The organism is Bacteroides gallinarum DSM 18171 = JCM 13658, from assembly GCF_000374365.1.
GTDB lineage: Bacteria > Bacteroidota > Bacteroidia > Bacteroidales > Bacteroidaceae > Bacteroides > Bacteroides gallinarum.
Map to the genome: position 1 here is coordinate 36089 of NZ_KB894123.1, position 13510 is coordinate 49598.

Genomic DNA, 13510 nt, shown 5'->3' on the forward strand with positions numbered 1-13510 from the left:
GCACTATCGTATCGTATGGCAATTCATCATCCGGAATTCAAAACTCATAATTAGATGACATGAGTGTAGAGCAACAATACATAGACCTTTTCTCCCAAACGGAAGCGATGATATGCCGGCACAGCGCCGAGGTGCTGAACGCTCCGCGCGCTGCCGCATTTGCCGACTTCGAGCGGCTCGGCTTTCCTACCCGCAAGACGGAGAAATACAAATATACCGATGTCGGCAAGTTCTTCGAGCCCGACTACGGCCTGAACCTGAACCGGCTGGAAATACCGGTCAATCCTTACGAAGTGTTCAAGTGCGATGTGCCGAATATGAGCACTTCCCTTTACTTCGTGGTGAACGACGCCTTCTATAACAAGGCGCTGCCCAAGCCACACCTGCCCGAAGGTGTCGTATTCGGCGGTCTGAAAGACATGGCGGAGCAGCACCCGGAGCTGGTGAAGAAATATTACGGCAAGCTGGCGGATACCTCCAAAGACGGAGTGACAGCTTTCAATACAACCTTTGCGCAAGACGGCGTATTGCTGTACGTTCCCAAGAATGTAGTGGTGGAGAAACCTATCCAGTTGGTGAATATCCTGCGCGGCGACGTCAATTTCGTGGTGAACCGCCGTGTGCTTATCATCCTGGAAGAAGGAGCGCAAGCCCGCCTCCTGGCGTGCGACCACGCAATGGACGGCGTTAACTTCCTTGCGACGCAAGTAATTGAAGCCTTTATCGGCAAGAATGCCTCCTTCGACTTTTATGAACTGGAGGAAACACATACCAGCACGGTACGTATCAGCAACCTGTATGTCCGGCAGGAAGCCGACAGCAATGTGCTGCTGAACGGTATGACGCTGCACAACGGCACTACCCGCAATACGACCGAAGTCACCCTTGCCGGCGAGGGCGCCGAACTGAACCTCTGCGGCATGGCCATTACGGATAAGAACCAACATGTGGATAACCATACGGCGATAGACCATGCCGTGCCCAACTGTACCAGCAACGAGCTCTTCAAGTATGTGCTCGATGACCGTTCCGTCGGTGCTTTTTCGGGTTTGGTACTGGTACGCCCCGGTGCGCAGCACACGGTTTCCCAGCAGACCAACCGTAACCTTTGCGCCACACGCGAGGCTCGTATGTACACCCAGCCGCAGTTGGAGATTTATGCCGACGATGTGAAGTGCAGCCACGGCGCTACGGTAGGCCAGCTCGATGAAAGCGCCCTGTTCTATATGCGGCAGCGCGGCATCTCCATGCGCGAAGCCCGTCTGTTGCTGATGTTCGCCTTCGTCAACGAGGTAATCGACACTATCCGCCTGGACGCCTTGAAAGACCGCCTGCACCTGTTGGTGGAGAAACGTTTCCGCGGCGAGCTGAATAAGTGCCAGGGATGTGCGATATGCAAATAAATGATGAATTATGGATTTCGCATAATGAATTGCCCTGCGGCATGACGACGCGCAGCCCGTTCATAAACCGAAATCCATAATCCGAAATTCATAACTCAACTAACTATGGACCTTCAAAAGATAAGAGCCGATTTTCCGATACTTTCCCGTGAGATATATGGTAAACCGCTGGTTTACTTCGATAACGGAGCCACTACGCAGAAGCCCCGCCAGGTGATAGACGCCATTACGGACGAGTACTACTCGGTCAATGCCAATGTGCACCGCGGCGTGCATTTCCTTTCGCAGCAGGCTACGGAACTGCACGAGGCATCCCGCGAAACGGTGCGGAAGTTTATCAACGCCGGCAGTACCGATGAAATCATCTTTACGCGGGGTACGACGGAAAGCATCAATCTGCTTGTATCCAGCTTCGGCGAGGAGTTTATGCAGGAGGGAGATGAAGTGATTCTCTCCGTCATGGAGCATCACAGCAACATCGTTCCCTGGCAACTGCTGGCCGCCAAAAGAGGCATCGCTATCAAGGTTATCCCGATGAGCGACGAAGGCGAACTGCTGCTGGACGAATACAAGCGGCTGTTTTCCGAACGTACCAAGATTGTCGGCGTGGCGCATGTATCCAATGTGCTGGGCACGGTAAATCCCGTAAAGGAGATGATACGCTACGCCCACGAACAAGGCGTCCCCGTACTTGTAGACGGCGCCCAAGCCATTCCGCATATGCCGGTGGATGTACGGGAGCTGGATGCCGATTTCTACGTCTTTTCCGGGCATAAGGTCTACGGACCTACCGGTGTGGGCGTGCTCTACGGCAAGGAAGAATGGCTCGACAGGATGCCCCCCTACCAGGGTGGCGGCGAGATGATACAACACGTATCGTTCGAGCGGACTACCTTCAACGAACTGCCGTTCAAGTTCGAGGCGGGTACGCCCGATTACATCGGCACGACGGGGCTTGCCAAGGCGCTGGATTATGTTTCGGCAGTCGGCATGGAAGCTATCGCCGCCCACGAGCACGAACTCACAACATATGCCACTGCCTGCCTGCGGGAAATTCCCGGCATGCGTATCTTCGGCGAGGCGAAAGAAAAAGGAAGCGTTATCTCCTTCCTCGTAGGCGACATCCACCATTTCGATATGGGCACTTTGCTCGACCGCCTCGGCATTGCCGTGCGTACGGGGCATCATTGCGCACAACCGCTGATGCAACGCCTCGGCATCGAAGGCACGGTGCGCGCTTCCTTCGGCATGTATAATACGAAAGAGGAGATAGATACGCTGGTGGCAGCTATCGGCCGGGTAAGCAAAATGTTCTGAGAGCTTGCAACTTTTTCCGGCTCCTTTCCGTCTAATAATATACCGAGAACTTAAAAATACAATATTATGTTAGTAACGACAACTCCAACTATCGAAGGCGCCCGCATCGTCCGTTACTTCGGTATCGTCAGCGGCGAGACGATTATCGGCGCCAATGTATTCCGTGATTTCTTCGCCAGTATCCGCGATGTAGTGGGCGGACGCAGCGGTTCGTACGAAGAAGTGCTCCGCGAGGCCAAAGACACGGCGCTCCGCGAGATGCAGGAGCAAGCCCGCCTGTTGGGTGCGAATGCCGTAATCGGCGTAGACCTCGATTACGAAACCGTGGGCGGCAGCGGCAGCATGCTAATGGTAACCGCCTGCGGCACGGCTGTAACGATAGAATAAAGACCGTATCGCCTGCCCGTACCGGGCGGGTGATATTGTTTTTCCAGGGCTCGGCATAAATTCGGTTAATCGTTTGCTTATTTCATTCCAAATCAATACTTTTAGGCTTTCGTTCAACCTTTTAATACGATTTATGCTATGGACCGATTGCTTTTCTGGCTGGTTCCAGCCGCTTCCATTCTGGCACTCTGCTTTGCCTGGTATTTCCACCGTCAGATGATGAAAGAGAGCGAGGGCACTCCTCAGATGATGAAGATTGCCGCCGCCGTGCGCAAAGGCGCCATGTCCTACCTCCGCCAACAATATAAGATTGTGGGCTGGGTGTTCCTGGGGCTGGTAATTCTTTTCTCGATTATGGCTTACGGCTTCGGCGTCCAGAACTCCTGGGTTCCGATAGCCTTCCTTACCGGTGGGTTCTTCTCCGGGCTTTCCGGTTTTCTCGGTATGAAGACAGCCACGTATGCCTCGGCACGTACGGCAAATGCTGCGCGCACCTCCCTGAATGCCGGCTTGCGCATCGCTTTCCGCAGCGGTGCGGTAATGGGGCTGGTAGTAGTGGGGCTCGGTCTGCTCGATATATCCTTCTGGTATCTGCTGCTCAATGCGGTAATTCCCGTGGATGTAATGACACCTACCCATAAGCTTTGCATCATCACCACCACAATGCTCACATTCGGTATGGGAGCCTCCACCCAGGCGTTGTTCGCACGTGTGGGCGGCGGTATCTATACGAAAGCCGCCGACGTAGGCGCCGACCTCGTGGGCAAGGTAGAGGCGGGCATCCCCGAGGACGACCCGCGCAACCCCGCAACCATTGCCGACAATGTAGGCGACAATGTGGGCGACGTTGCCGGTATGGGCGCCGACCTGTACGAAAGCTATTGCGGCTCTATCCTCGCCACGGCCGCCCTCGGCGCAGCCGCCTTTATCCATTCGGGAGACACGCTGATGCAGTTCAAGGCGGTTATCGCCCCGATGCTGATTGCCGCTGTGGGAATTATCCTGTCCATTATAGGTATCTTCTCCGTGCGTACCAGGGAGAATGCCAAAATGAAAGATTTGCTGAACTCCCTTGCTTTCGGTACTAACCTGAGTTCGGTGCTGATAGTCGTTGCCACCTTCCTCATCCTCTGGCTGCTGAAGCTGGATAACTGGATGTGGATTTCCTGTTCGGTGGTTGTAGGTTTGATAGTGGGTATCATCATCGGCCGTTCTACGGAATACTACACCTCCCAGTCCTACCGTCCCACCCAGAAACTGAGCGAGAGCGGCAAGACAGGCCCTGCCACAGTCATTATCTTCGGTATCGGCCTGGGCATGCTCTCCACCGCCATTCCGGTCATTGCCGTAGTGGTAGGCATCATCGCTTCTTATCTTTTCGCTTCCGGTTTCGACTTTTCCAATGTAGGTCTGGGGCTTTACGGCATCGGTATCGCTGCCGTGGGCATGCTCTCTACGTTGGGCATTACACTGGCTACGGATGCTTACGGTCCCATTGCCGATAATGCCGGCGGCAATGCGGAGATGTCCGGCTTGGGCGAAGAAGTGCGCAGACGTACCGATGCGCTCGACTCTTTGGGCAATACGACGGCCGCTACGGGCAAAGGTTTCGCTATCGGCTCGGCAGCGCTGACGGGGCTTGCCCTGCTCGCATCCTATATCGAGGAAATCCGTATCGGCCTTACCCGCCTGGGTACTACCGATATCTTCGTGGGCGGCGAAACGGTATCCGTGCAGGACGCTACTTTCTTCGACTTCATGCACCATTACGATGTTACGCTGATGAATCCCAAGGTACTCTCGGGCATGTTCCTCGGCAGTATGATGGCCTTCCTGTTCTGTGGGCTGACGATGAATGCCGTAGGCCGTGCCGCCGCCCATATGGTAGACGAGGTGCGCCGCCAGTTCCGCGAGATAAAAGGCATCCTTACGGGCGAGGCGGAACCCGACTACGAACGTTGCGTTGCCATTTCTACGAAAGGCGCGCAGCGCGAAATGGTAGTGCCGTCGCTGATAGCCATTGTAGCCCCTATCCTGACCGGCCTCGTGTTCGGCGTTCCCGGCGTGTTGGGGTTGCTTATCGGCGGGCTCAGCAGCGGTTTCGTGCTTGCTATCTTCATGGCTAATGCCGGCGGTGCATGGGATAACGCCAAGAAGTATGTGGAAGAAGGAAACTTCGGCGGCAAAGGCAGCGAGGTACATAAAGCCACCGTTGTGGGCGATACCGTAGGCGACCCGTTTAAAGATACTTCCGGTCCGAGCCTCAATATCCTTATCAAGCTGATGAGCATGGTAGCTATCGTTATGGCGGGGCTCACCGTGGCGTGGAGCTTGTTCTGATAAGAGATACCCGAGCATAAAATTGAAAAAGAGGGTATCAAAACCCAATATTGAAGTGCACCCCAAAAGTTAGACATAAAACTTTTAGGGTGCACTTTATTTTTGAAAAGATGAACTTTTAATCTGAAATTCGAGCACTCTGAAAGACAAAAGAAAGGGTCGTATCATTACTCAAAACGGAGCTTGATACGACCCTTTCAGTTATTATAGTTACAATCCGTAACTTTTAAGAGTAGTCATTTTGTTTCGACACATTTGTCGTTTCATGGAAGGAAAAAGAAACTTCCTGTAAGGCAAATGCCTGAGAGGGCATTACTTGAGCACCTTTCCGTAGTCATCATACAACATTAGCAAGTGCGAGGAGCTCCAACTGAAATGCGGAGCCTTAAGCCGCTCGCCCGTATGCGTTCCATAGTTCTCGTGTATCGGCGCTCCCTCTTTCAGGCCGCTGAGACGATCGAATACCTGCAATGTATACCGGTCTGCAAGTTCGTTATAACCGTAGTTGCGCAACCCCCGAATGGCGAAATACGTCTGGTCTAACCATATGGGGCCACGCCAATACCCACGCGGATTGTACTTGGGATTGTCTGCCGCAACAGTCGGGAAGGGGATATAGGTAGAGAATTTGGCAGTATCCTGAAGCATGGGCAACATACTGTCCACTTGTTCCTGTGTGGCAACTTCCGTCCATAGCGGGGTATAGGCTTCGCATCCCGGTTCGCGGATGAAAGAGCCGTCTTTCAGGCGACGGTCGAAGAAAAAGTTCATCTCCTTGTCGAAGAAGTAGCCGGCCACCCGGTCGCTATAATCGGGAGCGTCGAAGGGTATGCCCAGCAGCCCGGCGAATTTCTTCAGCAGCTTGCATTCCAATGCAAGGTAGGCGTTCAGGTCTACACTTTCCTGGTCTATGCTCCAAGCATCGTCGGCGCCTTTGTTTTTCAGCATTACGGCATTGTCGAAGCGGATAGCATTGTCCATGCCGCTCTCCCATGCGGCGGCTTCGAGTGTTCCGTCGGTGGAGCCGTATTCGCACATGCCGTTTTGGTTATGGTCGCGTTTTTTGTACCACCATTTGTAGTAAGAGAGCAGTTGCGGATACATTTCCGCCACGAAAGCGGTGTCGCCGGTGTGCGTAAAGATTTCGTCTACCGCCCAGCATACCAAAGGCGGCTTGCTGTCACGGGCATTGTTTTCGGACGGGTCGGTGTAGATACAGTCTATTATCATTCCGTCGGGTTGCTGGTAGTCGAACATGGCGCGGATATTGTTCTTTGCCAGTTCGGGGTCGAACTTGGCTGTTCCCGCACTGAAACGCCAGGTGTCCCATGCCCAGAAACCTACGAAGTAACCTACGGCATGGCTGGGGATGATGCCCTCGTGCAGCAGTCCGCCGCGATGCGTCCGCCAGTTCGAGATAAGCGTTGTTACGGCTTTCACGGCGATGCGGTCGTATTCGGGCTTCATGTCGGTACGCAGAATCTTCTTTAAGTAGCCTTCCCAGCGGTCGGAGTTGGCGCGCAGCGCCTCGTCCGGATTGTTGAGCAGCGCGGTGATGTTCTGTATGCCGGCAGTCAGCTCCCTTTCGGAAGTAAAGAAAGAGATAGCTATGTTGGTTTGCCCTTTCGGATTGTGCAGTACGGCAGTATAGTTGTCGTCGAGCTTTGTCAAAGTAACCTCCGGTGTAAATGTCACCACTACGCTTTCGCCGCTGGGATGACGTGCTATGACCGAATTTTGCTCTACGCTTATCGTAACATCCTTGTCCCATTGGCTGCCTGTAAATACCAGCCCGCCCGTATCATCGGTATCGATACGCAGCAAGGCGGTGGTGGCATCGGTGAAGTTCAGGCGCTGGCAGATTGTCCCCTTGCCGGAATGTGCAGACATATACAGTTCGCCCGGGTAGTAACACGTAGAGTCGGGTACGAAGCTTTCTTCGGGAGCCTCGGCAAACCTTACCGTTACGGCAGACTGCGCTATCCATTGGCGGCGGAACATATCGAGGCTGAAAGGGCCGCAGAAGCCGTTTACCCATTTATCCTTTTCGGGCAGGGTGAACCCCATCCACGAACCGGCATCGGTAAACCAGCCGTAGCATCGGTGCAAGGTGTCGGGCGTATAGGCTATATCCAGGATATTGTCGAAAGCATATCTTTTCTCCGTTATAGTCTTGCTACCTGATTGGCAGGCGGCGACGCCTGCAATCAGTAGCGATAGACAAATAAAATATCTTACTTTATGTAGCATAACTTCAAGTCTTTTTAGAACCAACATTTATGTGCTTGTCTGGCTGCATCCTGCCCTGCATCGAGAGGTTGCAGGGTGAAGCTGTACTTCCACTCGTGCGGAGTGATAGTATATTCGGGATGTACCTGCGCACCCCAAGTATTGTCGCCGCCTACACCCATTTGTTTATGGTCGATGTTGAGCCACACCATATCTTTCTTCAGGATGCTTCCTCCGTGGCGGCGTTCTGTTTGCGACGGGCGGTATTCGATGTCCTCCATCGGGAAATTCCATGCACTGACACTGAGGGGCTGTCCGCCGGTGACGAGCAGGCCGTTTCCGGCAGCATCACGCAAGGCTACCCAGCGCACATCGCAGTGGTTCCCCGTTTCCTGGGCGCGTACATAGGGGTGGAAAGTGTCCCACACCGTAGATTGGTACACTCCTACGAGCGCGCCAGTCTTGCGGTCGGCATAGTTTTCCTGCGGTCCGCGTCCCAGCCAGGACATCATTTCGTATTCGGCAGGCAGTATCATGCGCATGCCCAGCCGCGGCATTTCGCTCAACGGCTTCTTGCCGGGCACGAAGTGCATGGTTACGCGGATAGCGCCGTCGGGACGTATATCATATACGGTTTGCAAGCGGGAGTCTTGCGCTTCCATGCGGTAAGTGGCAGTGAGGGTTGCGGACTGCTTGCTTTCCGTAACTTTCAGGTCTGTCAGCAAGGCGTCGCGTCCGGCCGTTTTCCAGGTGGCGCAGCGGTCGAGGTGTCCGGTGGGTATATCGTTATCAGTCATCGGACGCCAGAAGTTGGGTTGCAGACCTTGTTTCAGCATCTCCTTTCCGTTGTAGGCAAGGCTCGTCATCTCACCGTTGCGGGTGGAGAACCGTACCTGGAAGTTATTGCCTTTCAGCAGGACGGCGCTGTCGGTGCGCTCTACCGCCAGTGTGCCGTTAACCGGTTCTGCGGTCTTTACGATTGGGGCGGAGGGCAACAGCCATTGTTCGATAGCCGCTTCGTGCCCTTTCGGAACCAACGGCGCTTCATGTTTGGTGAAGGCGCGCAAGGTAAGGAAATATTCCCTGCCGTCGGCGGGCAATGCTTTCAGCGGGAGCTCTATCTCGGCAGATGCTCTCGGGGCGATAACGGGAAAGTCCGTCTCGCCGCTTTGCACCGTTTCGCCGTCGCACTCTACCGCCCAGCGGAGCCGGTATCCTTCCAGCCCGATGAAGTCGTGCCAGTTGGTTACTTTTATCTTGTTGGTAGTGAAAGCCACGGGAGCGAAGTGGATATATTGCAATACTTTCTTCACTTCGTAGATGTGCGGATGCGGGGTGCGGTCGGCTGCTATCAGTCCGTTGGCGCAGAAGTTGGAATCGTTTACAACACCCACGAAACCCATATCGCCGCCGAATGCCCATATATCGCGGTCATTCTTGTCCTTAATGGCGAAGGTCTGGTCTACCCAATCCCAGATGAAGCCGCCTTGCAGTTGGTCGTATTTATAAATCAGGTCCCAGTAGTCCTGGAAGTTTCCTACGCTGTTGCCCATGGCATGAGCGTATTCGCACATAATCATCGGGCGCTTGTCGCGCTGGTTGGCATGGCGGCGGAGCGACCAGATACGTGCGTACATGGGGCAGTAGATGTCGCTCTTTGCGTTATAACCGCCGCCTTCGTATTGTACGGGGCGCGTGGTGTCTATCTTCTTCGTATAGTCGTAAAGCGTCTCGAAGTGTTTGCCATAGCCCGATTCGTTTCCCATAGACCAGGTAACGATAGCGGTACAGTTGCGGTCGCGGGCTATCATGCGGCTCATGCGTTGCATGAACGGCAGTTCCCAGTCGGGATAGTTGGCAAGAGTCTCGTCTTTATGGAACATCATGCCGTGGCTTTCGATATTGGCCTCGTCCACCATATATAAGCCGAATTCGGTACAGAGTTCGTACCACGGGGCATTGTTGGGGTAGTGGCAGTTGCGTACGCCGTTCATGTTGAACTGTTTCATCAACTGGATGTCATGTATCATGGATGCTACGGTAATGGTGCGTCCCTTGTACGGGTCGTGTTCGTGGCGGTTCACCCCTTTGAAAAGCACTGCCTGGCCGTTAATCATCTGCATGCCGTTCGTCATCTCTACGGTACGGAAGCCGAAAAGGTGGGTGAACGATTCCAAAGGCCTGCCTTGCGAGTCGAAGTTGCTTACTACCAGCGTATAGGTATTGGGCGTTTCGGCATTCCACGGGCGGGCATCCGGGAAGAGCTGTTGCTGGCTGAATAGAGTGTCCGCGGGCGAAGCGACGGTCTTTTTCCGGTTGTAAATCACCTTATCCTTATCCAGCACTTTCACTTCTACGGTCTCACCGGGTTGAGGCCGGTGCAGAATGACGTCCAGTTGCAGTTTGCCGTCTTTATAGTCATTCACCAGCTCGGAAGTCATACGGAAATCCTTTACGCGGCTTTGCGGACGTGCATAGAGATAAACATCGCGCTCTATGCCGCTATATTTCCAGTAATCCTGCCCTTCCAGGTAAGAACCGTCGCTGTAACGGAATACTTTTACGGCGAGTTTGTTGCTTCCCTTTTTCAGCAGCTTGGTGATATTGAAATGCGACGGCAAGCGGCTGTCCTCGGCATAGCCGGCAAGCTCCCCGTTGACCCACACGTAATAGGCGGATTCCACACCTTCGAAATCGAGGAAGATATCCATGCCCTTCCAGTCGGCAGGTACGGTGAACTCGCGGATGTAAGCGCCTACGGGATTATAGTCGGCAGGCACGTAAGGCGGATTGGGCGGGAAAGGATAGCGGGTATCCGTATAGATAGGCGCATCGAAGCCTTGTAATTCCCAGCTTCCGGGAACCTGTATCTTACTCCATTTGCGGGTGCTATACCCGGGTTTGTGGAAGTCTTGGGGACAGAGGTCGTTGTTCTTGGAATAGAGGAATTTCCAGGTCCCGTTCAATGAAACGCGCCGCTCGGTTGCAGGATTCAGGTTGAAACGCACATCAGCGGGTAGGGCGCGTTGCTTCAAGGCATTGGCTTCATTGGTAAAGGGGATGAAGTGTGCGTGCATCGGTTCCCGGTTCATTTCGTTTACCTGCGGATTCTGCCAAGGCTCGTTGTCTGCCAGGGCGCCGGTGCACAATAATGAAGAGAGTAGTAAAGTATAAAGTTTGATTTTCATGGTTTTCTTGAATTATAGATTTATATCGAACAGAACAGGGTTACCAGGAACGGTACGCTGAAATCGACTACGAATCCGTGGAATATGGAAACTACGACGAATTGTTGTCCTGCCGTACGGGTAATGATAGGGAGCGTGGTATCCATTGTAGTGGCTCCTCCGGCGGATATAGGCGCCAGGTTGCCGAACCACCGTACCAGTAAAGGGGCGGCAAGCAGCGTCAGGATTTCACGGCTGATATTGGCAAGCAGGGCGATAGTTCCTAATTCGGCTCCTTTGTATTCGGTAATGAAGATACTGGAGAGCGAATAGTATCCGAAGCCCGAGCCGATAGCCAGGCAATCCGTAACGGAGCGGTGAGTCAGGATGAGGCTGACTGCCGCAGAACCTGCCAGCGTACCCAATATAGTCATTATGGGCAGAAAAACCAGCCGGGGATTAAGCGAACGGAAGTTTTTCAATGTCTGGGGGTCGTTGCCCACACTCAGTCCTACGCTGAACATCAATGCGCAAAGGGCGTAGTAGCTGATTTGGCTGTCCATGACGAGGTCTACGGGTATCAGGCGGAAAACTCCGCAAAGCGTACCCAGGACGAAGAAACCGACTATGATAAGACTTCCTTTCATACCCGTTCTCCTTTCCTTTTATATAAGACCCTCCACAATGCCCAGGCAGCAACGACGCTTCCCAGGGTTCCGCCCAGGGTCAGTACGACCGCTTCCAGTCCTATGGTATGCAGCCCTTTGATAATCTGTTCGTTTCCGCCTACCTCGATGCCGAGGATAAAGAGCAGTATCCAGATTAGCACTGTGATAATGGTATGGATTCTACGTAAATTCCGTTTCCGTAAGAGGTAGCCCAGCAGCATTCCTGCGAGCATCAGTCCGATAATTATAAACATATCTGTTGTCGTTTGATTTTAAGGGCAAAGATAATGCAATTTGCGCAAAGGCAAGAATCAGACAGGGCAAGACGATATTATTCGGAAGGCATATACCGCCTTGCCCGGATTGCCGGATTAGGTTATTGAACCTGAGGATTGGCGTTGATTTCCCACAACGGGATAGGGAAGAACTCGTGCGTACCCTTCACAAAACCGCGGCTGCCTAATTGTTGCTCCAGTTTACCCCAACGGCGCAAGTCGTACCAGCGATAGCTTTCCAACGGGAATTCTATGATACGTTCGTGCTCTATCTGAGCCTGTACATCTGCCTGGGTGGTTCCGGACATGGCAGGCATGTCGCCGTGAATTCTTCTGATATCGTTGATGATAGGAATGGCCTGTTCGGGATGCCCCTGTTTGTTCAGTACCTCGGCCTTCATCAGTAATACGTTGACGTAACGCATCAAAGGGATGTTGAAGCCGCATCTCGTTTTAAGCTCTTTCTTTGTGGCGGGAGTGAAGCGGCGGAAAGCCGGGCGGTCAATCAACTGGGCGCCGGGTGCGGGTTCCTTTAACGCATCGCCGTCCTCGTCCTTAATGTTATTGCCTTCTTCATCTTTGGGATAAACGTATTTGTCGGCAAACCAGTAGCTGTATTCCTGTCCTATCACCAGTTCTTCCCCTTCTGTGAAATATTCGTCGAGGAAATATACGGTATTGTATAGGCGCTGGTCGTAGCGTCCTGCTGTTCCGCCGGGTCTTACCCTGCCTTCCTTCTTGAATTCGTTCATCAGGAAGTCATTGGGCAGAATTTCATCCCAGCCGCCCAACTGCTTGCTTGCGATGAACTGGTGGACGTAAGAGTAGTATCTGGCGCCATTGTCTGTATTCGAGCTATATTGCAGTTCGAAAACGGACTCTTTGCAGTTTTTATTCTTGCCGTTGAACATATCGACCAGGTCATCGCCGCTTACCAGTTCGTAACCCTTTACCTCGTTCAGTGCATCCAGCGCATTGCTCAGGAAAGTCGCTTCTTGCTCGGGTTCTTCGTATGCGCGTGTCAGGTAAGCGAAGCCCAAGTAGGCGTTGGCTGCTCCGGATGTGGCACGCCCTGCCTCTGTGCTGGGGCGTTCTGCCGGAAGGGCTGTCCCTAATTTAAGTTCGTCGATGATGAAATCCCAGCAGGTTGCACGGTCAGACAGCGGAAGATTCAATTCTGCTTGGTCGTTGATGTATTTGTCGCGTATGATAATCTTTTCCCAGTTCAGCACCAACATCATATGGAGGTAGCCTCTCATAAAGTGGGCTTCGGCTATCAGCTCGTTCCGTTTGTTGGTAGTAATGCCGGTTTCGGGTATCTGGGGAACAAACTCCAGTACCTGGTTGGCAAAGTTGATTCCGCGATAAAGGTCTTGGTAGTAATAAGAGAATTGCGTATTACCGTTAGTATAAGTGAATTTATAGATGTCCGTCCAGGTCTGGTAGTTGATAGCGTCATTTCCCATGGTGTACAAATCCGTACGGAAAGCCTCTACCGGCCATCTGACTTCACTGGTGGCATAAGCGTCGCCGTGGTAAAGCTGTGCGTAGACCGATGCCATGGTAGCTTCGGCGTCTTCCTGGTCTCTCCAGAAGTTATCGGTGGTCAATTCGTCGGGAGAGGATACTGTTAGAAAGTCATCGCAGGAGGCGAAAGACATTGTGAGGCATAGACTTGCCAAATATATAAGCTTTTTCATATTCTTATGTATATATCTGTTTGT

General features: G+C 53.1%; 9 protein-coding genes. 4 read left to right on the top strand and 5 right to left on the bottom strand.

Annotation, left to right across the window (positions count from 1 at the left end; genetic code table 11):
- The first annotated feature begins 59 nt into the window (after nucleotides 1–59).
- The 4 genes from sufD to C233_RS0106700 all read left to right on the top strand — a co-directional run bounded on the left by sufD (nucleotide 60) and on the right by C233_RS0106700 (nucleotide 5447).
- Entirely contained in the window at nucleotides 60–1403 is a 1344-nt protein-coding gene (sufD, locus tag C233_RS0106685) for a Fe-S cluster assembly protein SufD (protein WP_018666821.1), read from the top strand.
- 105 nt (nucleotides 1404–1508) lie between these two features.
- Nucleotides 1509–2720 carry a cysteine desulfurase gene (locus C233_RS0106690; RefSeq protein ID WP_018666822.1) on the top strand — a complete coding sequence of 404 codons (1212 nt, stop codon included), beginning with the start codon at nucleotides 1509–1511 and terminating at the stop codon, nucleotides 2718–2720.
- Between the two features lie 66 nt (nucleotides 2721–2786).
- The gene (locus C233_RS0106695) at nucleotides 2787–3107 is read left to right on the top strand and encodes a heavy metal-binding domain-containing protein (protein ID WP_018666823.1); all 321 of its coding nucleotides are present in this window, start codon (nucleotides 2787–2789) and stop codon (nucleotides 3105–3107) included.
- A 138-nt stretch (nucleotides 3108–3245) separates the two neighbouring features.
- Nucleotides 3246–5447 carry a sodium-translocating pyrophosphatase gene (locus tag C233_RS0106700; protein WP_018666824.1) on the top strand — a complete coding sequence of 734 codons (2202 nt, stop codon included), beginning with the start codon at nucleotides 3246–3248 and terminating at the stop codon, nucleotides 5445–5447.
- Nucleotides 5448–5759: 312 nt separating this feature from the next.
- Here the strand turns inward: C233_RS0106700 and C233_RS0106705 are convergent, their stop codons facing one another.
- The 5 genes from C233_RS0106705 to C233_RS0106725 form a co-directional block, all read right to left on the bottom strand.
- On the bottom strand, nucleotides 5760–7697 hold the full coding sequence (locus C233_RS0106705; protein ID WP_018666825.1) for an MGH1-like glycoside hydrolase domain-containing protein: 1938 nt from the start codon (nucleotides 7695–7697) through the stop codon (nucleotides 5760–5762).
- Between the two features lie 14 nt (nucleotides 7698–7711).
- The gene (gene lacZ, locus C233_RS0106710; RefSeq protein WP_018666826.1) at nucleotides 7712–10864 is read right to left on the bottom strand and encodes a beta-galactosidase, LacZ type; all 3153 of its coding nucleotides are present in this window, start codon (nucleotides 10862–10864) and stop codon (nucleotides 7712–7714) included.
- Nucleotides 10865–10884: 20 nt separating this feature from the next.
- Nucleotides 10885–11490 carry a LysO family transporter gene (locus C233_RS0106715; RefSeq protein ID WP_018666827.1) on the bottom strand — a complete coding sequence of 202 codons (606 nt, stop codon included), beginning with the start codon at nucleotides 11488–11490 and terminating at the stop codon, nucleotides 10885–10887.
- Entirely contained in the window at nucleotides 11487–11765 is a 279-nt protein-coding gene (locus tag C233_RS0106720) for a LysO family transporter (protein ID WP_018666828.1), read from the bottom strand. The genes C233_RS0106715 and C233_RS0106720 overlap by 4 nt, the downstream gene beginning before the upstream one ends.
- Nucleotides 11766–11887: 122 nt before the next feature.
- Entirely contained in the window at nucleotides 11888–13486 is a 1599-nt protein-coding gene (locus tag C233_RS0106725; RefSeq protein ID WP_025068557.1) for a RagB/SusD family nutrient uptake outer membrane protein, read from the bottom strand.
- Between the last annotated feature and the right edge of the window lie 24 nt (nucleotides 13487–13510).

Coding starts and splice junctions, on each gene's coding strand:
- sufD (WP_018666821.1), top strand. CDS start 60: ATGAGTGTAGAGCAACAATACATAGACCTTTTCTCCCAAACGGAAGCG.
- C233_RS0106690 (WP_018666822.1), top strand. CDS start 1,509: ATGGACCTTCAAAAGATAAGAGCCGATTTTCCGATACTTTCCCGTGAG.
- C233_RS0106695 (WP_018666823.1), top strand. CDS start 2,787: ATGTTAGTAACGACAACTCCAACTATCGAAGGCGCCCGCATCGTCCGT.
- C233_RS0106700 (WP_018666824.1), top strand. CDS start 3,246: ATGGACCGATTGCTTTTCTGGCTGGTTCCAGCCGCTTCCATTCTGGCA.
- C233_RS0106705 (WP_018666825.1), bottom strand. CDS start 7,697: ATGCTACATAAAGTAAGATATTTTATTTGTCTATCGCTACTGATTGCA.
- lacZ (WP_018666826.1), bottom strand. CDS start 10,864: ATGAAAATCAAACTTTATACTTTACTACTCTCTTCATTATTGTGCACC.
- C233_RS0106715 (WP_018666827.1), bottom strand. CDS start 11,490: ATGAAAGGAAGTCTTATCATAGTCGGTTTCTTCGTCCTGGGTACGCTT.
- C233_RS0106720 (WP_018666828.1), bottom strand. CDS start 11,765: ATGTTTATAATTATCGGACTGATGCTCGCAGGAATGCTGCTGGGCTAC.
- C233_RS0106725 (WP_025068557.1), bottom strand. CDS start 13,486: ATGAAAAAGCTTATATATTTGGCAAGTCTATGCCTCACAATGTCTTTC.